The sequence below is a fragment of the Leucobacter sp. Psy1 genome, assembly GCF_020096995.1.
In the GTDB taxonomy this organism is placed as follows: Bacteria; Actinomycetota; Actinomycetes; order Actinomycetales; family Microbacteriaceae; genus Leucobacter.
In genome coordinates this window covers 392,462-414,040 of sequence record NZ_CP083692.1, presented here as the reverse complement: position 1 = coordinate 414,040, position 21,579 = coordinate 392,462, and the positions used below count along the sequence as shown (strand labels likewise).

Annotated in this window: 16 protein-coding genes; 5 read left to right on the top strand and 11 right to left on the bottom strand. The window is 68.0% G+C overall.

What is annotated here, in order from left to right; translation table 11 throughout:
- Positions 1 to 78 precede the first annotated feature (78 nt).
- Positions 79 to 1,374, bottom strand: coding sequence for a nucleotide sugar dehydrogenase (locus tag K8P10_RS01915; protein ID WP_224780126.1), 1,296 nt, complete (start codon positions 1,372 to 1,374; stop codon positions 79 to 81).
- Positions 1,375 to 1,378: 4 nt separating this feature from the next.
- Positions 1,379 to 2,470, bottom strand: coding sequence for a glycosyltransferase family 4 protein (locus K8P10_RS01910; protein ID WP_224780125.1), 1,092 nt, complete (start codon positions 2,468 to 2,470; stop codon positions 1,379 to 1,381).
- 53 nt (positions 2,471 to 2,523) lie between these two features.
- Here K8P10_RS01910 and wecB point away from each other — a divergent pair, with 53 nt between their 5' ends.
- Positions 2,524 to 3,594 (top strand): non-hydrolyzing UDP-N-acetylglucosamine 2-epimerase, encoded by a 1,071-nt coding sequence (gene wecB / locus K8P10_RS01905; RefSeq protein WP_224780124.1) that lies wholly within the window; start codon positions 2,524 to 2,526, stop codon positions 3,592 to 3,594.
- A gap of 102 nt (positions 3,595 to 3,696) precedes the next feature.
- The gene (locus K8P10_RS01900; protein ID WP_224780123.1) at positions 3,697 to 6,693 is read left to right on the top strand and encodes a cell wall-binding repeat-containing protein; all 2,997 of its coding nucleotides are present in this window, start codon (positions 3,697 to 3,699) and stop codon (positions 6,691 to 6,693) included.
- Positions 6,694 to 6,741: 48 nt separating this feature from the next.
- Here K8P10_RS01900 and K8P10_RS01895 read toward each other — a convergent pair whose 3' ends face one another.
- The 9 genes from K8P10_RS01895 to K8P10_RS01855 all read right to left on the bottom strand — a co-directional run bounded on the left by K8P10_RS01895 (position 6,742) and on the right by K8P10_RS01855 (position 18,308).
- A complete protein-coding gene (locus K8P10_RS01895) occupies positions 6,742 to 8,481 on the bottom strand; it encodes a cell wall-binding repeat-containing protein (protein WP_224780122.1) in 1,740 nt (579 codons plus the stop codon).
- A 61-nt stretch (positions 8,482 to 8,542) separates the two neighbouring features.
- Positions 8,543 to 9,661 carry a glycosyltransferase family 4 protein gene (locus K8P10_RS01890; protein WP_224780121.1) on the bottom strand — a complete coding sequence of 373 codons (1,119 nt, stop codon included), beginning with the start codon at positions 9,659 to 9,661 and terminating at the stop codon, positions 8,543 to 8,545.
- Positions 9,658 to 10,827 carry a glycosyltransferase family 4 protein gene (locus K8P10_RS01885; RefSeq protein ID WP_224780120.1) on the bottom strand — a complete coding sequence of 390 codons (1,170 nt, stop codon included), beginning with the start codon at positions 10,825 to 10,827 and terminating at the stop codon, positions 9,658 to 9,660. Before K8P10_RS01885 ends, K8P10_RS01890 begins: the two co-directional genes overlap by 4 nt.
- The gene (locus tag K8P10_RS01880; RefSeq protein ID WP_224780119.1) at positions 10,824 to 11,996 is read right to left on the bottom strand and encodes a glycosyltransferase family 1 protein; all 1,173 of its coding nucleotides are present in this window, start codon (positions 11,994 to 11,996) and stop codon (positions 10,824 to 10,826) included. Before K8P10_RS01880 ends, K8P10_RS01885 begins: the two co-directional genes overlap by 4 nt.
- Positions 11,993 to 13,774, bottom strand: a complete 1,782-nt coding sequence (locus K8P10_RS01875) for an ABC transporter ATP-binding protein (RefSeq protein WP_224780118.1) — start codon at positions 13,772 to 13,774, stop codon at positions 11,993 to 11,995. Before K8P10_RS01875 ends, K8P10_RS01880 begins: the two co-directional genes overlap by 4 nt.
- On the bottom strand, positions 13,771 to 14,937 hold the full coding sequence (locus tag K8P10_RS01870) for a glycosyltransferase (RefSeq protein WP_224780117.1): 1,167 nt from the start codon (positions 14,935 to 14,937) through the stop codon (positions 13,771 to 13,773). Before K8P10_RS01870 ends, K8P10_RS01875 begins: the two co-directional genes overlap by 4 nt.
- Entirely contained in the window at positions 14,934 to 16,163 is a 1,230-nt protein-coding gene (locus K8P10_RS01865) for a glycosyltransferase family 4 protein (protein WP_224780116.1), read from the bottom strand. The genes K8P10_RS01870 and K8P10_RS01865 overlap by 4 nt, the downstream gene beginning before the upstream one ends.
- Positions 16,164 to 16,177: 14 nt before the next feature.
- The gene (locus K8P10_RS01860; RefSeq protein WP_224780115.1) at positions 16,178 to 17,290 is read right to left on the bottom strand and encodes a DegT/DnrJ/EryC1/StrS aminotransferase family protein; all 1,113 of its coding nucleotides are present in this window, start codon (positions 17,288 to 17,290) and stop codon (positions 16,178 to 16,180) included.
- A 118-nt stretch (positions 17,291 to 17,408) separates the two neighbouring features.
- Positions 17,409 to 18,308, bottom strand: a complete 900-nt coding sequence (locus tag K8P10_RS01855; protein ID WP_224780114.1) for a hemagglutinin — start codon at positions 18,306 to 18,308, stop codon at positions 17,409 to 17,411.
- Positions 18,309 to 18,412: 104 nt separating this feature from the next.
- Between K8P10_RS01855 and K8P10_RS01850 the strand changes: the two genes are divergently transcribed.
- The 3 genes from K8P10_RS01850 to K8P10_RS01840 are packed head-to-tail and all read left to right on the top strand — an operon-like array spanning position 18,413 to position 21,509.
- Positions 18,413 to 19,117 carry a glycosyltransferase family 2 protein gene (locus K8P10_RS01850; protein WP_224780113.1) on the top strand — a complete coding sequence of 235 codons (705 nt, stop codon included), beginning with the start codon at positions 18,413 to 18,415 and terminating at the stop codon, positions 19,115 to 19,117.
- An 8-nt stretch (positions 19,118 to 19,125) separates the two neighbouring features.
- A complete protein-coding gene (locus tag K8P10_RS01845) occupies positions 19,126 to 19,563 on the top strand; it encodes a DUF2304 domain-containing protein (RefSeq protein WP_224780112.1) in 438 nt (145 codons plus the stop codon).
- Positions 19,563 to 21,509: a DUF6541 family protein gene (locus K8P10_RS01840; RefSeq protein ID WP_224780111.1), complete on the top strand. Its 1,947-nt coding sequence runs from the start codon at positions 19,563 to 19,565 to the stop codon at positions 21,507 to 21,509. Before K8P10_RS01845 ends, K8P10_RS01840 begins: the two co-directional genes overlap by 1 nt.
- The last annotated feature ends 70 nt before the right edge of the window (positions 21,510 to 21,579 follow it).

Here is a 21,579-nt window from a genome sequence, read left to right as displayed (position 1 = left end):
GACACGCCGAGATCAGATCGAGCGGAACGTGAAAAGCGAGCGGATCGTGAACCGCAGGGGGCGGAGACCCCGGTCGGGCTAGCTACCGGCGCCGATCACGATGCGCGGCACGCCCGTCCACTTCGCGGGATCGGTGGCGTTGCGCCCGTCCGCGAACAGCTTGATGCCAGGGAAGTCGGCGGGACCGAGGTCGCGGTACTCGGCGTGATCGGCCTGCAGGATCACGACGTCCGCCGGATCCCCGATCGTGTGCGCGGCGAAACCGTAGCCCGCGAGTTCCTCGTCGGTGAACAGCGGATCGTGCACCGTCACCTCTGCACCACGGGCGACGAGCGCCTCGACGGTCGGGAAGACACCCGAGACCGCGGTCTCCTTCACGCCGCCGCGGTACGCAGCGCCGAGAACGGTGACCTTCGTTCCGGAAAGATCGCCGATGATCTCAGTGACCCGGTCGACGACGTAGGCGGGCATGGTGGCGTTGTAGTTACGGGCGGTGCGCACGATGTCGGCATCGGGATCCGTCGACAGGTACAGGCGCGGGTACACCGGGATGCAGTGCCCGCCGACCGCGATGCCCGGGCGGTGGATGTGGCTGAACGGCTGGGAGTTGCACGCCTCGATCACCTTGTAGACGTCGATGCCGGCGACGTCTGCGTAGCGCGCGAACTGATTGGCGAGGCCGATGTTGACGTCGCGGTAGGTCGTCTCGGCCAGCTTCGCCATCTCGGCGGCCTCAGCGGTACCCATGTCCCAGACGCCGTTCGGACGGGGCAGGTCGTCGCGCTCGTCGAACGTGAGCACCGACTCGTAGAACTCGATCGCCTTCCGGGCGCCCGCCTCGTTGAGCCCCCCGACGAGCTTCGGGTACTTCTTCAGGTCGGCGTAGACGCGGCCCGTGAGCACGCGCTCGGGCGAGAACACGAGGTGGAAATCTTGGCCCTCGGTCAGGCCGGAGACCTCTTCGATCAGCGGCTTCCACCGGTTCCGCGTCGTGCCGACTGGGAGAGTGGTCTCGTAGGACACCAGCGTGCCAGGCGTGAGGTGCTCGGCGAGGGAACGCGTCGCGGCGTCCATCCAGCCGAAGTCGGGCTGCCAGGTCTCCTCATCGACGAGGAGCGGCACGACGAGCACCACGGCGTCGGCACCGGGAATCGCATCGGCGTACTCGGTCGTCGCGCGCAGCGCACCTGACGGCACCTGCTCGGCGAGCTTCTCGGCGAGACCAGCCTCGCCGGGGAACGGCTCTTCGCCACGATTGATGCAGTCGACCAGCGCGCGGTTCACATCGACTCCGACGACCTCGTGCCCCATCGACGCGTACTGCGTCGCGAGCGGCAGACCGATTTTCCCTGTGGCTACTACGGCAATCTTCACGTGGTCATTCTAGCCCGGCGTACGCTGCGCGGTACGCCTCCGCCCTGGCCTCGTGCGAGAAGCGGTCGCGCGCATAGGCGCTGATGCGGTCCCGGCTCCACAGATCCGGTGCGGAGCAGAGCTCTTGCACGGCATCGGCGAGCGGCAGCGCTGATCGCGACTGGACCAGTCGCGATGCCTCGGCAGGCAGAAACTCGACGTGTCCGCCGCTGCCCGTGGTGACCACCGGCAGCCCGTGCGCGAAGGCCTCGGCGATCGCGACGCCGAACGTCTCGGTTTCCACGGGGAGCAGGAAAAGGTCAGCGGTCGACAGCTCCCGCGAGAGTGCGTCGGGATCGAGGTGCCCCGTCAGGCGCAGGGAGCCCCCGGCTCCCGCCCGCTCGGCCGCCGCGCGCATCTGATCGGCGAGCGGGCCTCCGCCCACCCACGTCAGCGAGGCGTCGACGCCCCGCGAACGCAGTTCGACCATCGTCTCGACCGCCGTGACGGGCCCCTTCCGTTCGATCAGGGTACCGACCCCGATGAGGCGCACCGCGGCCCCGTCCGACAGCGCGTCGGGCCGAGGCGGGAGCGGCTCGACCGGCATCATCACCTCGTTCCCGATCACCCTGGTCGGGCTGCGGCGGTAGCGGTCGATAACTGCGGCGAGCGCGCGGCTCACCGCGATCGTGCGCGTCGGTCGACGGAAGAGCGGCTTCAGGACGGCCAGGCTGAGCGCCATGCGCGGTGACGACGGCGGGGTGACGAGCTGCGAGTAGTGCTCGGTGTGCAACCAGGGCACCCGTGGCCGAGCGAGCCGGACCGGCAGCAGACCGGGGAAGGCCATCGAGTGCACGACGTCGAAGTCACGCAAGAGGCGCCGGACGCGGCGGGCCGCCGGGAGGATCGTCCAGGGACGCTCGAAGCTATACGGCACGCGTATCACGCGGAGATCTTCCGGGTCCGTCTCGGTGTCGCTCGCATGCTCGGGCCGGATGAGATGCAGCACCGTGACGTCGTGGTACTCGGCGATGAGGCGCGCGTCGCGCAGATTGAAGACGCCAGAGCCGGGAGCGCGTTCGCTCGGGAACCAGGGGGTGACGACCAGCACACGCATAGGCCCCATGGTACTCACCGAGTATTGCGGAGCCCCTGCGTAGGATGGTCCGCGTGAAGATCATGAGTGTCGTGGGCGCGCGCCCGCAGTTCGTCAAGCTCGCCCCCATCGCTCAGGCGCTGACCGCAGACGGTCACGAACACGTCATCGTGCACACGGGCCAGCACTACGATCCCATGCTCTCGGACGTCTTCTTCCGCGATCTCGGTATCCCTGAACCCGACGCTCACCTGGGCGTCGGTTCGGGGTCGCACGGCGCCCAGACCGGTGCGATGCTCGCGCAGATGGACGAGGTGCTCGAGCGATTCCAGCCGGACTGCGTGCTGGTGTACGGCGATACGAACTCGACACTCGCGGCGGCCGTGAGTGCGGTGAAGCTCCACTACCCTGTCGCCCACCTCGAGGCCGGGCTCAGGTCGTTCAACCGCGCGATGCCCGAGGAGCACAACCGAGTGCTCACCGACCATGCGGCCGACCTCTGCCTCGCTCCGACCGAGGTCGCGGTCGGGCATCTCGCGCACGAGGGGCTCGCGGAGCGCACCGTTCTCGTCGGGGATGTGATGACCGACGTCCTGTTCCAGGTGCGGGATGCGGTGCGGACCTCGGATGCGTCGAATCCCCTCGCAGATCTCGACGCCGCGGACGGCTACTACGTGGCCACCATCCACCGCGCTGAGAACACCGATGACCCCGAGCGCCTGCGCGAGGTCGTCGATGCGCTCGCCGAGGTCGATCGCCCCGTCGTTCTGCTCGCCCACCCGCGGGTGCGCGCCAAGGCGCAAGAGCACGGCATCGACCTGGATACCGGTGCACTCACCACGCGCGATCCACTCGCCTACCCCGAACTCATCGCTGCGGTGCTCGACAGCGCCGGAGTGATCACGGACTCCGGTGGTCTGCAGAAAGAGGCGTTCCTGCTGCGCGTCCCCTGCACGACCGTGCGTCGGGAGACCGAATGGGTCGAGACCGTCGAACTCGGCTGGAACGTACTCGCCAACACCTCATCGGAGATCACCGCTGCGGTCACGCGCCCGGCACCCCGACCGACCGACGAGGCGCCCTACGGCGACGGCCACGCCGCAGTCCGTGCGGTGTCGGCCATCGTGGAAGGTCTGAGCCGGTAGCAGCCGCGCGGCGAGCCCGCAGACCGGTATTGATTCGAGACACACTGTTGCCCATTCCGGGTTACTATTTCCCCCGGGGACGAACACAGGGGACAACAGGATATGCGTGCAACCATTCGGGCATCGATCGGCGGTGCCCTGGCGCTGCTGCTCATCATCAGCGGCGCTCCGGCACTCGCTCAAGACACTGGCGAGCCGTCGACGGCACCCGTCGAGACACCGGTTCCCGGTTCCGATGAGGCCGAGTCCGGGGGTGACACCAGCGCTTCCATAACCGAAGAACCGGAGACCGGCACGGCTGATGCAGATGCCGAGGGCGCGGATGCCGATGGCACCGAACCGGAGTCCACCGACGACGCGAATGGTGCATCGACGCCCGACGACACGGCGGATGACAGTGACGTCTCCGACGGGCCGACCGATGCCCCGGAAACGCTCGACATCTCTGGCGTCATCCTGATGACGCCGAACGAGCCCCATCACGACGGCGACGAGGGCGTGCACACCGAGAGCGGTGCCGGCGCGGCGATCGCCACGGAAGAGGGCCCGATCGTCCCGATAGATCCCGAATCCGTCGAGGGAGTCCTCGAGCCGGGTGCGACCTTCACCGGAACCGTCGCCCTCCCGGACGACATTCACGACGAGGTCGTCGATGCCCTCGATGCGACGGTCGCTCGAGACACCCCGACGGACGACGAGGTACTCGAGGCAGTGAGCGATGTCGCGATCGCCGCACAGGCCGAGCTGCCCGCTGCGGGAGCACTCAGCGCGGCGCCGCAGATCGCGCAGCAGAAGCACCTCGTCGACATCGCCTGGGTGAACGGGGGCACGTCTCCCGGACACGCCGCCCTGCAGAACATGGTGCGGTCGTCATCGAGCTACTGGAGCTCGCAGACGGGGCGAGCCATCGATGGACTCTCGATCACCAGCACCAAGTCGTTCTCGTACGCGGACAAGTGCAACTTCTGGGGCGTGTGGGACGCCGCGGCTCGGCAGTTCGGGCGCACCGCATACGACTACCAGGGACGCAATGCCGGCCGTCACCTCGTCGTGTTCACCCAGTCCGCAGGGTGCGGGTGGGCCGGAATGGGCACCCTCGGCTCACTGCACAGCGGCGGAATGGTGTGGACCGATGTCGCGATCCGACCCGGCGGAACGGCAGTCGGGCGCGCGCAGCCCACGCTCGACCACGAGTTCGGCCACAATTTCGGACTCGGACACTCCCACGCGAGGCAGTGCAGCGGAACGACGACGGATTCCGCAACGCAGGCGAAGTACTGGCCCGACACCGGTGGCACCAGGCAGACCCCGGTATCTCCCTGCTCCGATGTCGAGTACGGCGATCACTGGAGTCCCATGGGGTTCGACAACTCGCTCCGCACCACGAAGAGCCCGGCGCTCACCATTCCGCAGAAGCAGGCGCTCGGCGTGCTTCCCTCGGGTTCGCTGCGCACGGTGTCGGCTTCCTCTGGACTCACGCAGACGATCAGCATCCGGTCTGCCGACCAGGCCTCAGGACTCCGCGGATTGAAGGTCACGAGTCCGACGTCCGGCGGCGACTTCTTCGTTGAGTACCGCTCGGGTGCGGGTCAGGACTCCGGTGCGCCCTGGTCGAACGGTGCCGTCTGGAACGCACCGAACGTTCCTGGCAGCTACGTCGGAACCGGGTTGCGCGTCGTCAAGAGCTATCCGGAGAGCTGGTCGGGCGGCCGCGAACTGCGCACGTCCGTGGTGGCGCAGAACCTCACTTCGGGCAACTTGCGCGGCAAGCATTACACCATGGCCGCTGGCCAGTCGAACACCCCGTACGGGAGCACCGTTCGCATCACCAACGTGTCGTCGACGGCGACCGCTTCGACGGTGCGAGTGGAGTTCCGCGGCTTCCGCGCCGGTGGCAAGCAGGTCACGACCGAGGTCGTGAGCGGCGGTGCCCCGGTCCCAGGGAGAGATATCCGTGCGCGTCTCTCCGGCTCGTGGTCGACACAGCTCGGCACCCCGTCGAAGGTCACCGAGTCGTACCAGTGGATGCGGAACGGTACGGCGATCTCGGGCGCCACGAAGTCCACCTACCGGCTGACCAATAGCGACCTCGGCAAGAAGATCTCGGTGCGCGTGAAGCCGAGCGCATCGGGTTACGTCACCGGCAGCGGCTCCGTCTCAGCGGCCGAAACGGTGCAGGCGAGCGACTACCCGACAACCCGCAGTCGGATCTCGGGCAAGGATCGCTATGCCACCGCAGCGGCGGTCTCGAAGCACGCATTCCCCAAGACGTCGGGCGGCACCGCCGTGGTTGCGCTCGGCCTGGACTACCCCGACGCCCTGAGCGCCGCTCCCCTCGCTGCGAAGCTGGGGGGACCGCTGCTGCTCACCCAGAAGAACGGGGTGCCGCAGGCCACGCTGAACGAGATCTCGAGGCTGAAGCCGAAGCGAGTCATCGTCGTCGGCGGCACCGGCGCGGTGAGCGACACGGCGCTGCGTCAGTTGCGCGCCAACGGACGCACCGTCGAGAGGATCTCGGGCAAGGATCGGTACGCCACGTCTCTGGCCATCATGAAGCGCGGGTGGGGCACGTCCGCGCCACGCGCCTTCGTCGCGACGGGCACCGACTTCGCCGACGCGCTCTCGGCGAGTGCCGCCGCCGGCTCGGTCAACGCGCCGGTGGTGCTGGTACCGGGGGCCGCGAGCAGTATGCCCGCAGCGACCGGGACTGCCTTGAGGAATGCGGGGGTGACCCGAGTATCCATCGCGGGCGGCACTGGTGCCGTCTCGGCAGGCATCGAGCGTTCACTCAAGCAGCGCCACACGGTGACACGGTTCGCCGGCAAGAACCGGTACGAGACCTCCGCGCTCATCGCACGCGCGCACCACACGGCACGCGGGGACGCCTACGTCGCCGCCGGCCTCGATTTCCCCGACGCGCTCTCCGGTGCGGTCGCCGCGGGCACGAAGAAAGCGCCACTGGTGCTGGCGCAGCAGATCTGCGTACCCCGGGTCGTCGATAGCGCACTCAACACCGTGAAGCCTGCGCGCATCCACGTGCTCGGTGGTACGGGAGTGCTCACCGAATCGGTGAGACTCGGTTCCCGCTGCGCGAGCTGACGCACGAGCCCGGGTTCGCGCACAGCGAGCCCGGGCTGCCGGTTGAAGTTACTTGAGACCGGTGCCGACGTAGATCGTGGCGTAGCTATAGGGGTTTGCCGACGCGAACCCGATGCTGACGAAGGTGCGCGATCCGTTCGTCTTGCGCAGGATCCACTTCTTGGCCTTCGCGTCCTTCGTGAAGTGGCTGTATGCACCGGCGACACGATCGTTCTTCGTGCTGCTGCGTCCGGTGCCCTCGTACCGGACCCACGGCTGCTGCGACTTCAAGCTGTTGTTGAACGCGACGGTCTTCCGGTTCGCCCACGAGTAGGCGGGTGTGCCGCGCGGTCCGTCAGCCAAGCGCGCAGCGGCGAGTCCGGCCGAATAGCGCTCCTGGTTGATGCGCGCGTAGAGCTTCTGCGTGCCCGACCAGCTGGCGTTGCTGATCCCCGAGGGCTTGCGCATGCACTCGTTGCCGTTGCGGACACCGTTCGTCAGTACACCGGTGCCGCCGAGCAGGAAGGTGCGATTCGGGTTGCGACGGTCGCTCGCCGCATACACCGGAGTCGGGATGCAGGTGTCACGCGCGAGCAGCAACGGGGACCCTTCGACTCCCGCGGCTGCGGCACCGGTGAGTGCATCGGCGAACCCGAGCCCATAGGCGAGGTAGGTGCCTCGTGAAGCACCCGAGAAGATGCCGTCGGAAATGCGGGCAGAGGTCTCGTACCGGTCGGCACCGGCGTAGCGAGTCACCGCTCTGCCGTTTGCGATCGACTTCTGCATCGCGGAAGTGATGACCCCCGTGCCGCCCGCGATGTAGATCCGGCTCGGCTTCAACCGGGTGATCTCGCTGCGCAGAACCGCCGGAGCCGTTGACGCGTTCCCGGGCACCAGGATGACGGGAACACCGAGACGGCCGGCTGCCGCACCGGCTGCCAGCGCGTCGGCGTAGTCGCGGCCGGTCGCGATAAAGGCGCTCGGTGCCGTCTTCGTCCACCCGCGCTTGGATACCGCCACTGAAGTGGCGTACCGGTCCTTGCCGCTGATGCGCTCAACTTTGCCGGCGAGACCATTGAGGGAGCGCTGCACGGCGCTGCTCACGGCACCCGTGCCACCGATGATGATGATGGTCTTCGGCTTCAGCCGCTGGATCTCGGATCGCGTGGCCGCGGGCAGGCCCCCGGGCTGCGTCAGCAGAAGCGGAGCACGCAGCTTGGCCGCGAGCGGCGCGGCGCTCAGCGAATCCGGGAAGTCGAGGCCCGTCGCGACGATCACGGTATCGGCACGACTATACGCGTGCTTCGATACGGCAACGGCGGTCGCATAGCGATCAGCCCCGGCAAGACGACCGTTGCGCTGATCCGCGAGCGAGCCGAGCGCCGCCATCTCACCCCGGAGCGTGACCGAGAGCGGGCTCGCGAGCAGCTCGGGGAGCTCTGCGTCAGCCTCGTCCGTGGGCTCGGGCTCCTCGGTGGGAGCGGGCTCCTCGGTCGGCTCCGGCTCTTCCTCCGCCGTGGCGTCCGCATTCGCCTCGGGGCCCTCTGTCGACGCGTCCGCGTCCACATCCGCCTCGGTGCCGTCGGCGGTACCGCCAGCATCGGTGGACGGATCTTCGGTCGGCTCTGGCGTGGGGGCGTCCGCGTCACCCGACTCGGGCGGAGCCGTCGGGTCGGTCTCGGCGTCGGCCGGGGTCTGCTCGACCGCCGGGCGCAGAGGAATGCCCCACGATGGGGCAGCGAGGCCGAAGACGAGCACCCCGGTCAGGAGGGCGGCGCTGACGCCCACTCGGCGATCCATTCGCGCCATTGGCGAACCCCCTTCAGAGACGACGACTCACCCCATACTACGGGAACACCCGTCGCATCGATCAGCGATCGCTCGCATCACTCCCGGTGAGCGCGACCGCGGCCTGACGCGCACGCGCCTCCCACGAATGCTCAGCACGCACCTCACGCGCACGCACCGCGCACCGCTCCACCTCGCCACGATCCGCAGACAACCGCTCCAGCACCGCACGCAACGCATCCTCGCGATACGGCACCGTCCACCCGATCCCCTCGGACTCCACCACACGCCCCGCAAGCGTCCCTTCGCTCGCCAGCACCGGCTTGCCGTACCCCAGGTACTCGTACAACTTCATCGGCGACGCGAAATCCCAATACACGATCGGCTTCACCGCCAACACGCACACATCCGCAGCCGCATACAACTCACGCAGCTCCTCACCACTGCGATGCACCACACGCACCCGATCCCCCACGAACTCCCCATACTCCGCGGAGCGCTGCTCCCACTCTGCAGGGCGGGTGCAGATCGTGAGCTCGACGTCTGGAACCTCGGACACGGCGCGGACGGTCTCGTGGAGTTGGTAATTGCTGCCGAGCCCGCCGACGTAGAGCAGCCGGAGCCGGTCCGCCGTCGCGGTCGTCGCGGCGTCGCGGATCTCTCCGCCGGGCGGCAGCGCCCGCATCCGGGTGCGCGGCAGAATCGGGATCCATCGTCCCATCTCGAGCGAGGGGAGGAAGAGCCGCAGGCCGGCGACCCGATAGGCTGCGAGCTCGAACCGGTAGAGCAGTCGCATCGCCTGGGCGATCGGCGCGCGCACCGATTCACGGTAGATCGGGAACCGCCAGTAGATGTCGCGGTAGAAGAGCCCCACGCGGATCCCGCGGCGTTCGCAGAATCGGAAGAACGCGGCATCGACGAACGGGTGGCGCGGCAGATGATCGGGGTCCGTCATGAACGCCGGCATCGTCGAGGATTCGGAGTAGACGAATTCGGGTCGGATCTCTCCGCGGGCGATCGCGCCCCTGATGCGTCTGATCTCTCGTGCGCGCTCACTGCTCGTGCCGACGACCTGATGGACTCGGTACCCGAGCTCGGTGAACGCGCGCAGCATGCGGACGGGACGTAGCCCGCTCGCCGACGTCGCCTCGGGATTCAAACGGTACGGCGCATGGAAGATCATCTCGGGTTGCGGGCTCATGATGCCTCTCGTTCCCCCGATGTCGCGAGAGGATCGCTTCCGGTGAGCGCGACCGCAGCCTGACGCGCACGCGCCTCCCACGAATGCTCAGCACGCACCTCACGCGCACGCACCGCGCACCGCTCCACCTCGCCACGATCCGCAGACAACCGCTCCAGCACCGCACGCAACGCATCCTCGCGATACGGCACCGTCCACCCGATCCCCTCGGACTCCACCACACGCCCCGCAAGCGTCCCCTCGCTCGCCAGCACCGGCTTGCCGTACCCCAGGTACTCGTACAACTTCATCGGCGACGCGAAATCCCAATACACGATCGGCTTCACCGCCAACACGCACACATCCGCAGCCGCATACAACTCACGCAGCTCCTCACCACTGCGATGCACCACACGCACCCGATCCCCCACGAACTCCCCATACTCCGCGGCGGCCGCAGCCCAGTCGGCCTCGCGCGTGCAGATCGTGAGACGCGCGTGCTCGACGCGGGTGAACGCGCGCGCGGTCTCGTGCAGCTGGTAGTTCTTGCCGAGCCCGCCGACGTACAGCACCTCGAGCGGTGCGGCGTCGTCCGGCGCCGCACCGGCATCCGTCGCCGTCGGGGTCGACGGTTTGGCATCGCGAATTTCCGCGCCGGGCGGCAGCGGAACGAAGCGGTCAGCCGGAACGATGGGCACCCACTCCCCCATCCGTTCCGATGGCAGGAAGACCGTGAGGCCACCGCGCCGGTACCGGCGCAGATCGGCGCGGTAGAACTGCCGCATGATCGCGGCACGGAACCGACCGATGAGCTGCGCGTAGATCGGAAAGCGCCAATAGATGTCGCGGTAGAAGACACCGACCGGGATGCCAGCACGCTGACACCCGATGAGGAACGAGAGGTCGCGCCGCAGACTGGTCGCGCGGGTCACCGGTTCGCCGAGGCCGGTCGGCTGCGTCGAAGCCTCGGAGTAGACGAAGTCGACTCTCAACCCCTCGGCGATCCGCTCGGTGAGGTCGCGGATCCGATCCCGGCGTTCGGCGTGGGTGCCGCTCACCTCGAGCACCTCGTACCCCAGGTCGGTGAAGGCCCGCAGCATGCGCTGCGGCCTGATACCGCTCGCACTCTTCGCCTGAGGATCCAGGCGATAGGCGGCGTGGAAGATCATCGTGGGCCGACCGGTCACGGCGTGCCCTTCGCGGGCGGCGCGATCCGTGCGATCGCCCGCGCCCAGCCGACGTTCTGCTGCTCGGAGGAGAGGGCATCCGCCGCCGCGTGCGCGTTCGCGCGATATCGATCGGCGCTCGCGGGGTCCAGGGCCTCGACCGCCCTCGCGATCTGCTCGGGCTCGAACCCCTCGCTGACGACCCCGAGATCGTGTTCGGCGAGCAGGTCGGCCATGGAGGCGGTCGGCCCGATGAGCATCGCGAGTCGCGCCTGAACGTAGTCGAAGAACTTGTTCGGCAGCGCCAGCGCATTGTTTGTATTCGTCGGCGGGAGCACGTGGATGCCGATGTCGTACTGGTTCAGCGTTGCGAGCAGTTCGTCGTGCGCCACCGGTGGTAGCAACCGCACCCGGTCGCCGAGCTCATCGGCGAGCCGCTGCAGACTCTCATAGTATGGTGTCCCCGCCCCGACGAGGTAGAGGTCGAGCGTCGCACCGTTCTGCGCCGAGGCGACGCCGCGCATAATGTTCTCGACTCGTCGACTCACGAGGCTCGCTCCGGAGTGCACGATGCGTGGCGGATCGGCCGTGGGGTGCGGCTCGAACGCGCGCAGCGGACTGGCGTTCGTAACGACCCCGGCGTCGATGCCGAATTCCTCAGCGTACCGACGGGCGATGGTAGAGCTCACAGTGGTTGCCGAGCGCGCACGAACGGCCCGTCGACGGAGCTGCCAAAGATAGTAGGGCAGACGGATGCGCACCCACGCCGGGTTCTGATCCTCACGGCCCGGCCAGTACTCGTGGAGGTCGAGGTGGATCCGGTCTCCAGGCACCACCGTGAGCGCGAGGCCGACGGTGTCGAGGTCGTTCGCGAGCACCGCATCGAAGTCACGACCGCGCAGCCCACGCTTCGCCTGTCGCACCGCCGGAGTGACGGCGTAGGCGACACCGAACAGGCGCAGCCGGATGCATGCGGCGCGGGCCAGGACGACGGCGCGCGGCTCGTCCGGACTCACTTCGATGTGATCGACGACGCCCTCGGGCCGCGGTCCGTACCCGCAGGTCGTGACCGCGTACTCAGGCGCGAAGAGCGCGATCTGCTTGAGCAGCCGCGCATCGGTCGAGATGCGTGAGAACGACAGAATCAGCAGTCTCGGCCGCGCATCGCTGCGCATCGGTTGCTGCGTCATATGAGTCCCGCCAATTCCGCCTGCACCTTGAACGCCGGCACCTGGGCGACGACCTCCTGGAAGGTCCCCTGTCCCTGAATACGTCCGCCGTCGAGGTAGCAGATCTGGTCGTAGTTGCGCACGGTCGCGAGGCGGTGCGCAACCGTGATGAAGGTGACCTCGCCCCGCAGCTCCTGCATGGACTCGGTGACGCGGTTCTCCGTGGCCGTGTCGAGCGAGCTCGTCGCCTCGTCCATGACCATGACCAGCGGATCGGAGTAGAGCGCTCGCGCGATGCCCATGCGCTGCTGCTGCCCACCGGAGATGGAGGCGCCGCGCTCGCCGATGTGCGCTTCGATCCCCTCGCCGCGCGATGCCAGTTCGCCGAGGTGCGCGCGCTCGAGCGCATCGCGCACGCGCTCGGCGTCGTAGTCCTGCTCCCAGGTGAGCGCGACGTTCTGCGCGATGGAGGCGTCGAACAGCGCCACGCGCTGCGGCACGTAGCCGACACTGGCCCGCCACTGCCGAAGCACGTCGGTGAGATCTTGTCCGTCGATCGCGAGCGCGCCGGCGGTGGGGACGCTGAGACCGAGCAGAATGTCGATCAGCGTCGACTTCCCAGCACCCGACGGGCCGACGACGGCCAGGCTCGAACCGAACGGGATCGACAGCGAGAGCCCCTCGAGCACGTCGCGCTCACCGCCCGGGTATCTGAAGTGGACGTCGCGGAGCTCCAGCACCTTCGGGCGATCCGGCAGCGTCCCGCGATCCGCTGCCTGCGCCGCGGCTACCGAGTCGTCGCTACGCGCTTCGGTGAGCTGACGGATCACGTCACGGGCGTAGACCTCGTTCGCTCCGGCGGTGGTGAACGAGGACTGCACCGTGGTCATGGCAGGGATCATGCGGAACCCGGTCGCCGCGAAGAGCGCGACCGCGGTCATCGCCTCGGCGATGCCGCCGATGAGGTAGGCGCTACCGCCGATGATCAGGAAGCCGCCAATCAGGGCGCTCTCGAACGCGTACTTCGGAACGATGCCGAGGAAGGAGATGTTCGCTCGCGCGCGTGTGGCGACCGCGCGATTGCGCGAGACCACCCGCCCGATCTCGTCGAGCTTGCCGCGGAGCACCACCTCCTTCAGGGCATCGACCATCTCCGTCATGATCGTCGCAACGCGGTACGCGTATCCGCGGTTGTCGTTGCCGGCGCGCCTCGCTCGTCTGGCGATCACGAACAGCATGATGGCCGAGAACGAAGAGAGGTAGACGAGCGCCACCGCAGCCGTCGCGGGCTGGGCGACGACCAGCACCGCAAGCACGGAGACGAACGTCAGCGCGTTGCCCGGCACCTGCGAGAGCGGCAGGATGAAACCGAGGTTGGTGTTGGCCATCGAGCTGTCGACGATGCGCGTTACCTCGGCGGTGCTGAGACGCGAGCGCTTCTCCCAGCTGGAGTGCGTGTAAGCCCGGAAGAGCGCGTCGCCGACCTCGAGTTCGTAGCGGGCGAAGCGCCGGGTCGCGAACCAGTGGAGCGTGATTGCGAGCGCACCCTTCAGCAGGAAGAGCCCGCAGATGAGCACCACGATCCACACCGGAGCGGTGCCTCCGACCTCGCCGATCACGGGCAGCGAGATCGGCTCACCACTGGCGAGCGGCGTCACCACGGCGACGATCAAGGCCAGCGCGACCGTGTCGAGGATCGCCAGCGCTCCCGTGACGATCGAGTACCAGATGTAGAAGGGTTTGGCTCCCTTCGGCAGCACGTCGAATAGATCGACGAGCGTCCGCCACAGTCCCTTCATCGCCGCTCCTCACTCAGTGATTCCAGCCAGTCGGCAATGACTCGTCCGCTCCTTCGCCCGTCGTGGTGGGCCGCCGAGAATGCGGGGCCGCCCCGAGCTCGCGCCAGGAACGGCTCCGGTCGTTCGACGATCTCCCTCAGCACACCCTCGAGCGTAGCCGCGTCGGCCTGAACGATCGGCAGATCATCTCCGGTCAGCCGAGCGGTCAGGTCTCTCACGCGCTTCGCGACGTGCGACACCACGATCCTTCCAGCGGCGAGCGCCTCGCAGGCCGCGACCCCGTAGATTCCCGCGCGCATCTGGTCGATCACGATATCCGCCTGACCGTACAGCATGGGCATCTCGGAGTGCGGGACCCCGGCGACCGGGACGTACTCGATCATCCGCTCCTTCGCGAGGCGCTCCAGCACCGGAGTGATCAACTCGCTCCCCTTGATGCTCGAGCTCGATGGAACATGCACGACGCGCGGCACGCCGCCGTGCGCGAGCGGCGGTTCAGGGGCCGCCCACCGCTCCACGTCGATCACGACGGGCAGCCACCTGGCCTCCGGCACGTCGAACAGCAAGTCGGGGGTCGAGACGAAGACCTCGCACCCCGCAGATGCGATGAGTTCGCGGTTGCGTCGAGTGGTCCCGCGGAGCGCATCAGCGAGCACCGGATCTGCCGCGAAGTGCGAGTCCGGCTCCGCTCCGAGGTGCGCGTCCGGGTCCCGGATGTCGCTGCCGTGGAAGACCAGTGCCGTGCGTACCCCCGCGCGTCGCAACTCCGCGATCTCGGCGAGCGGCCCCGTTCCGCGGTATCCGGCGAACAGCGGCTTCCCAGACTCGAGCAGGACGGCTTCGAAGCGGGAGACTGCGCTCCACTGGCGACGCTGCCAGGCGCGGCTGTGGGCGCCGTAGGCAGACGGCACGGCGAGATCGACGGCGAACGCGAATCGCTGATCGCGGGTGAACGCCATGCTCGTCGCGACGAGCGGCGGGTTCTCACGCTCGGCAGCTCGAGCCCAGGCGTTGCCCTGGCCCGCGCTATTCGTCGGACCGACGAGGAGGGTCCGCTGCCCGGGCTCCGGGTCGGCGACCGGAGGGAACGGGACACCCGCCCGCTTGAGGCGGGCGACCGAGAGGATGTCGAATGCCACCTGTTTCGGAGTGCGCCTCGTCATCGTGAAAGCTCCGACGAGACGCTGCGGACGACGGTGTCCGCGACGGAAGTCAGGCTCACGTGGTCGACCGCCCACGTACGGACGGCGTCGCGACGCTCGGGCCTGGTGCCCTCCGCTCGGTAGCGCTCAGCAGCGCGAACGAGAGCCGCCGCGACCGCCTCGGGGTCGTATGGCACGGCTTCGCCGAGCGGTTCTCCATCCACCTCGGTCCGTACGAAGGCGGCAGCCGGCCCCGGCCCGACGTGGATCAGGGGAGCGCCGCACGCGGCGGACGACCACAGCTTCGTCGGAAACGCGAAGTCGTAACCTGCGCCCGGGCGCAGGGTCGCGACTGCGGCGACGCTCTCGGCGAGCACCGGCCCGATGTCCTCAGCGGGAAGTGCTCGCGAGAAGCTCACCGATTCCGTGAGACCGAGTTCATCGACGCGGTGTTCGAGCCGATCCCGTTCGGCTCCACCCCCGATGAACATGAGGGGGATCCCGGCGAGCCTCCCGCGGGCACGCGCGTATGCCTCGATCAGAATGTCTGCGCCGTGCCACTCCGACGCGGTGCCCGCGTAGACGAAGCCGGCCGCTGGCGCGCCCCGCAGCGGTGCGTCGCCGCTCGTGTCGATGCGTTTCTGGAATCTCGCGACGTCTACCCCGTTGCCGACCGTGACCGGATCGACTCTGGGCTCGAGCACGCGCAGGCGGTCGGTCACCTCGGGCGACACCGAGATGATGCGACGCGCTCCTCGCCAGGCCAGCCGTTCGACGACCCCGAGTATCGCGATCACCGCGCGGTGAGCACCGGTCTGGCTCGCAGCATCTGACCAGACGTCAGCGGCGTAGTAGACGTACGGGGTGCGCCGCACTGCGGCAGCGATGCGCACGAAGAAGCCGGTGGTCGGCGGGGGTTCAGCGATGATCACATCGCGCTTCGGACCGAACAGGATACGCAGGCACAGCGGGACGTCGAAGGTCAGATAGGGCAGATATCCGCGAACGTAGCCCGACCGGTCTCGGAGCACCGGGAACCGAAGGACACGATAGGGCCGCGCATCGTCGCCAGCCTGATCGGCCGTCCCGGTCGAACTCCGAGCGTCCCCCGCCTCCGCAGGCGGCCGGACGGTGAGCACCGCGACATCGTGCCCGTGCCGCGCGAACGCCTCGGCGAGCGCGGCGAGGCGGAACGATGCCGCACTCGGTTCGGGCTCGAAGATGCGGCTGGCGATCGCGACGCGCACGCTCGCTGAACCCCCTACGCGCCCGCGCCGGCGACCGCGGTGACGGCGTCGACGATACGGTCGAGGTCCCCCTCGGTCAGTGAGGGGTGGACGGGCAGGGAGAGGACCTCGCTCGCCGCGCGCTCGGTCTCGGGCAGGTGGAGTTCAGGCGCGTACTTCGCGAGCGACGGAAGGCGGTGGTTCGGGATCGGGTAGTACACGCCGCTGCCGACGCCGTACTCGTCCTTGAGTGCATTGCGCATGCGCTCCCGTTCGTCGGCATCCACGCGGATCGTGTACTGGTGGTACACGTGCACGGCACCGTCTGCCACGCGCGGCACCGTCACTCCGGCTACACCGGAGAGCCCCTCAGTGATCGCTGCTGCGTTGTGCTGCCGCTGCTCCGTCCAACCGTTGACACGCGTGAGCTGAACGCGTCCGATGGCGGCGTGCACATCGGTCATGCGCGCGTTGAAGCCGACCACCTCGTTCTCGTACTGGGTCTCCATGCCCTGGTTGCGCAGGAGGCGGACGTTGCGCGCGATCTCGCCGTTCGCGCAAGAGACCATGCCTCCCTCGCCCGACGTCATGTTCTTGGTCGGGTACAGGCTGAACATCGCGAAGTCGCCGATCGTGCCGACGGGGCGACCGGCCCAGCTGGCGCCGTGCGCCTGTGCGGCATCCTCGTAGATCGCGAGACCGTGCTCCTGCGCGATGGCCTCGATCTGGTCGACGAGGAACGGGTGCCCGTAGAGGTGGACGGGCATGATGCCCTTCGTGTTCGGAGTGATCGCCGCCCGCACCGCCTCCGGATCGAGCGAGTAGTAGTCGGGCTCGATGTCCACGAATACGGGCGTCGCACCGGTCAGCGCGACCGAGTTCCCCGTCGCTGCGAACGTGAACGAGGGGACGATGACCTCGTCGCCGGGACCGACGCCGGCCGCGAGCAGCCCGAGGTGTTGTCCGCTCGTGCCGGAGTTGACCGCCACGGTCTCCCGACCCTGGACGAAGTGTGCGGCGAACTCCCGCTCGAACTCGGCGACTTCGGGGCCCTGCGCGATCATTCCGGAACGCAGCACGCGGTCGACCGCCTCGCGCTCGGCATCGCCGATGATGGGTTTCGCCGGGGGAATGAAGTCGGAGTTCATCGCGATGCGCGACCTTTCAGCTGTGCGGCACCCCTGAGGGTCTGACCCTCACAGAATACCTGCCCGGTCTCGTGACCAGGGCAAGCGCTCCCGAACCGCCCTGCGGAGCAGGGTGTCCCTACAGCTCGCGACCCACGTAGTGCTTGGGAGGATTGGGGTTCCGGTGCGGATCACCGAACCAGGTTTTGTAGAAGTTGAAGAAGTTGCGGTTGCCGTATGACGAACAGGAATTTCCGGTACCCCAACCGGCGTCGAGCGCGGCCTGGTTCGGACGATAGGGCGTGTAGATGTAGAGCGCAGCAGTCGCCCAGTTCTCGATACGGACGGTCGACGTGCCGCACGAGGTGTTCGGGTGCCACTGAATCTGGTTGTTCTGACCCTGCTTGTAGCGGTAGTTATTGGGGTGGGCTCGGTAGACCTTGAACTGCCACGCCGCACGGTACACCTGCTGGTAGAACCCGGTCTGGGACGGATCGCAGTTCGCAGTACCGCCTGGTCCGCTGTCGGGGCAGGCGTATCCCATAGCGACATCGAACTGACGAACCGTCGGCCACGTATCGGTGACGAGGCTCTGCTCCTTCTCGAGCATCACGAGGAGCACCTCCTGGCTGATCCCGCAGGCCTGTCCGACCTTTGCGATGATCTGCGAGGCGCTCTCCTTCCGGCCGTTATAGGCCTTGCAGTAGGCGTTCGCCGGACGGCTCTTCGTCGTCATCTCGAAGTTGCGCAGACACTTCGAGGCGATCGTGGTGTTGCCCCACTTCGATCCGGCTTTCCGCCCCGAGTCGCCGATGGTGCAGCGCGGCACGCGCTGCTCGAGGAACTTCTGCACCTCGGGCTGCGTCATCGCGCCACCGTTGTAGAAGTTGGCGTCAGAGATGATGTTGCCTGGCTTGAACCCCGTGACGGGGGCCGCCTCGGCAGAGTCAGCGGTCGCGGGAACGATCACGGTCGTCGCGAGCACCAAAGCCCCGACGACGAGGGCAGCGAAGCGGGTCCAGGTCTGAGGCCTCTTCACGCGTCGTCCCCCGCACATCATCGATTCGCGCCGTTCCAGAGGCTGTGGGTTCAGCACTCCGCTACCCCAGGTTACCCCACACAGCGATCTGCAAGAATAGGGGCATGACGTACGTCTCCCCCGCTTCGCTCGCAACGGGCTCGGGGCACCCCGACACCTGGGTGGTGATTCCGCTCTACAACGAGGCCACCGTCATCGGCGATGTCGTGCGTGAACTCGCCCCGGTCTTCGGCAACGTGGTGTGCATCGATGACGGGTCCCGGGACGGATCCGGCACTATCGCTCGTGCAGCCGGAGCCCACATCGTCTCGCATCCGATCAACCTCGGGCAGGGCGCTGCGCTGCAGACCGGATTCGAGTACGCACTCGAGCGGGGCGCGGAGTACGTCGTGACGTTCGATGCAGATGGGCAGCATCGCGTGGTCGACGCACTGGCGATGCTCCGGCGCGCTCGCGATGAGGATCTCGCGATCGTCTTCGGCTCCCGATTCCTCGACGACCGCACCAAACCCGGGATCCTGAAAAAGATCGTACTGAAGACCGCCGTGTGGGTCACCAACATCACCACGCGCACGAAGCTCACCGACGCGCACAACGGCCTCCGGGTGATCCGCAGAGACGCGCTGAGTCGCATCAAGCTCAAGCAGGATCGCATGGCGCACGGCACCGAGATCGTCGTCCGCCTGGGACGCACTGGACTCCCCTACGCCGAGGAACCGGTCGAGGTCATTTACACCGATTACTCCAAGGCGAAGGGCCAGTCGCTGCTCAACTCCGTGAACATTCTGATCGATCTCCTGATCCGGTAGGCGGCACCATGTTCCTGATCCAGTTCATCCTCATCGTCGGCGTCGTGATCGCAACGACCGCCGCCGTCCGCTTCCTCCCCGGCGACCGATCCCTCGCACTGAAGCGCATCATCGCGCTACTCTTCGTCGTCGCCGCGGTACTCGCCATCATCTTCCCCGATGCGCTCACGACGATCGCGAACTTCGTCGGCGTCGGTCGCGGCGCCGACCTCCTCCTCTACATCCTCGTCGTCATGGTGCTGCTCTTCGCTGTGGCAACCGTGCGGGCGAAGGCGCGGAGCGACGCGAGAGTCACCGACCTCGCGCGCGCCGTCGCCCTGCTCGAAGCCCGCCTCTCGGAGCGCGTGGAGCGCGCTGAACGCAGCAGCGCACCCGGCCGAGATTCCTCGACACCTGGTGACGTCGGCCCGGATCCCAACGGCACGGAACAGGACTCGCGCCCGTGATGAGCTGGGTCGCGCTCGCTCCGCCTCTGCTCGCGACGCTCGCCCTGCTCGCCCTGCTGGGTGCTCCCGTGTCCCTCGCACTGCGGCTGCGAGGCTACGCCTCGCTCGTCGTCGGCATCGCAGCGGCCTTCGCAGTGCTGGCTCTCTCACCGATCCTCGCGTCGATTCTCGGCATTCCGTGGAGCCCGATCCCCCCGATCGCGGTGAGCTTCGCGCTCGCGCTCATCCTGCTCCCGCTCCGACGGTGGGTGGGAACGCGCTGGCAGCGCCCGTCGCGTCCGCATCGGCTGCGGGTGCCGCTCGGCTCCGCCGCTCTCGGCGGCGCGGCGATCGCGGTCGCGCTCGTCATGAGCATGAAGTCCGCGGATGCGATCTCCCAGACGTACGACGCGAACTTCCATCTCAACGCGGTGCGCCAGATCCTCGACCTCGGCGGTGCGGCGCCGTACGACCTCGACCTCGCCGCACCCGGACAGTCCGTGTTCTACCCGGCGCTCTGGCACGGTCTCGTCGCGCTCGTCGTCCAGCTCTCCGGAGCATCGATCCCGCTGGCCACGAATGCGGTCCTCTTCGTCGTCTGCGCGGTCGTCTGGCCCATCGGGGCCGTCGCACTCGGGCGCGCCGTCGCAGGGCCGAACGCGCGCGCCACGCTCGCCTCTGGCATTGTCGCGGCTGCGTTCCCCAGCTTCCCCCTGGCGCTCGCGGGCTACGGCGTGCTCTACCCGAACCTCCTGTCGACGGCGCTGATCCCGTTCATGCTCGTCGCGGTGCTCCAGCTCCTGAACCTGGGACGAGCGAGATGGAGCGACCCGTTGCCTCCGGGCACCAGGTGGCTCCTGCTGCTCGGAACGCTGGGTGCTGCGTCACTCGCGCACCCCAACGCCCTGCACGTCTCCCTGCTCTGGTGCGCGTTCCCCGTGCTCGCCGCGGTACTGCGTGCGGTTCGGCGCCGCCCGGCACGTCCGCTCGCCATCGCCGGGGCGCTGAGTGGGGCACTGCTGTTCATCGTGGCCATCGCCGTCGCCTGGTACATCGGACGCACCGGCGACAACCCGTGGGAGGGCAGCCGTGGTCCCATTGGAGCCGCGATCGATGCGCTCGGCAGCACCCCGCGCCTCGAGGGGCACGCGTGGCCCGTCACCCTCCTGATCCTCATCGGGGCGGTGTTGGCCTGGCAGCGCCGCCGCCTGCGGTGGGCGCTGGGCAGCGCGGCGATCCTCGCGCTCTTCTTCATCGTGGCCTACGGCTTCCCGGAGAGCGCCTGGCGCACGCTCCTCTTGAACCCCTGGTACAACGACTCCTGGCGCCTCGCGTCCCTCATCTCGATCGGTGCCCTGCCGCTCGCGGTCCTCGGCGCCACAGCGCTCCTCGCGATCGGCTGGATCGGAGTGCGCCGAGTGCTCGCCGCGACAGGAACCCCGCCTCGACGCCGAAGGACCCTGATCGTCGCCGCAGCCGCTGGAGCGGCGTTCCTTCTCGCGGCGACGCAGGGCGCCGGAGCATACGCCGGGGTGCAGTACGTCAGCACCAAGTACGTGGCGGGCGAAGACTCGCAGCTCCTCAGCCCCGACGAGCGCGCGCTCATCGAACGCCTCTCCGATCATGTTCCGGAAGGCGAGACGCTCGCGAACAACCCGTGGAACGGTGGCGCGCTGGCATACGCGCTCGCCGACTATCCGGTGCTCGTGCCGCACACGGGCGGCACGTACGACCCGCGGATCACCGAGATGACGAGCACGCTCGAGACCGGCGACTCGCAGGCGTGCACCATCGCCGACGAGCTCGATGTCTCCTACGTGCTCGACTTCGGCACCCGCTACGTGTTCAAGAACACCCCGAGAGCCGAACCTTTCGAGGGCATCACCGACGTTGAGGACTCCCCCGTGCTGACCGAGGTCGACCGCGAAGGAGATGCGGTGCTCTACGAGATCACCGGCTGTCCCTGAGCCCGCGATAGGGTGCCTGAGAGCATTGCGAGACACTCTGAGACGCCGAGGAATACACTAGAACTGGTTC

Coding starts and splice junctions, on each gene's coding strand:
- K8P10_RS01880 (WP_224780119.1), bottom strand. CDS start 11,996: ATGACGCAGCAACCGATGCGCAGCGATGCGCGGCCGAGACTGCTGATT.
- K8P10_RS01895 (WP_224780122.1), bottom strand. CDS start 8,481: ATGGCGCGAATGGATCGCCGAGTGGGCGTCAGCGCCGCCCTCCTGACC.
- K8P10_RS01860 (WP_224780115.1), bottom strand. CDS start 17,290: ATGAACTCCGACTTCATTCCCCCGGCGAAACCCATCATCGGCGATGCC.
- K8P10_RS01900 (WP_224780123.1), top strand. CDS start 3,697: ATGCGTGCAACCATTCGGGCATCGATCGGCGGTGCCCTGGCGCTGCTG.
- K8P10_RS01870 (WP_224780117.1), bottom strand. CDS start 14,937: ATGACGAGGCGCACTCCGAAACAGGTGGCATTCGACATCCTCTCGGTC.
- K8P10_RS01850 (WP_224780113.1), top strand. CDS start 18,413: ATGACGTACGTCTCCCCCGCTTCGCTCGCAACGGGCTCGGGGCACCCC.
- K8P10_RS01875 (WP_224780118.1), bottom strand. CDS start 13,774: ATGAAGGGACTGTGGCGGACGCTCGTCGATCTATTCGACGTGCTGCCG.
- K8P10_RS01845 (WP_224780112.1), top strand. CDS start 19,126: ATGTTCCTGATCCAGTTCATCCTCATCGTCGGCGTCGTGATCGCAACG.
- K8P10_RS01840 (WP_224780111.1), top strand. CDS start 19,563: ATGAGCTGGGTCGCGCTCGCTCCGCCTCTGCTCGCGACGCTCGCCCTG.
- K8P10_RS01890 (WP_224780121.1), bottom strand. CDS start 9,661: ATGAGCCCGCAACCCGAGATGATCTTCCATGCGCCGTACCGTTTGAAT.
- K8P10_RS01910 (WP_224780125.1), bottom strand. CDS start 2,470: ATGCGTGTGCTGGTCGTCACCCCCTGGTTCCCGAGCGAACGCGCTCCC.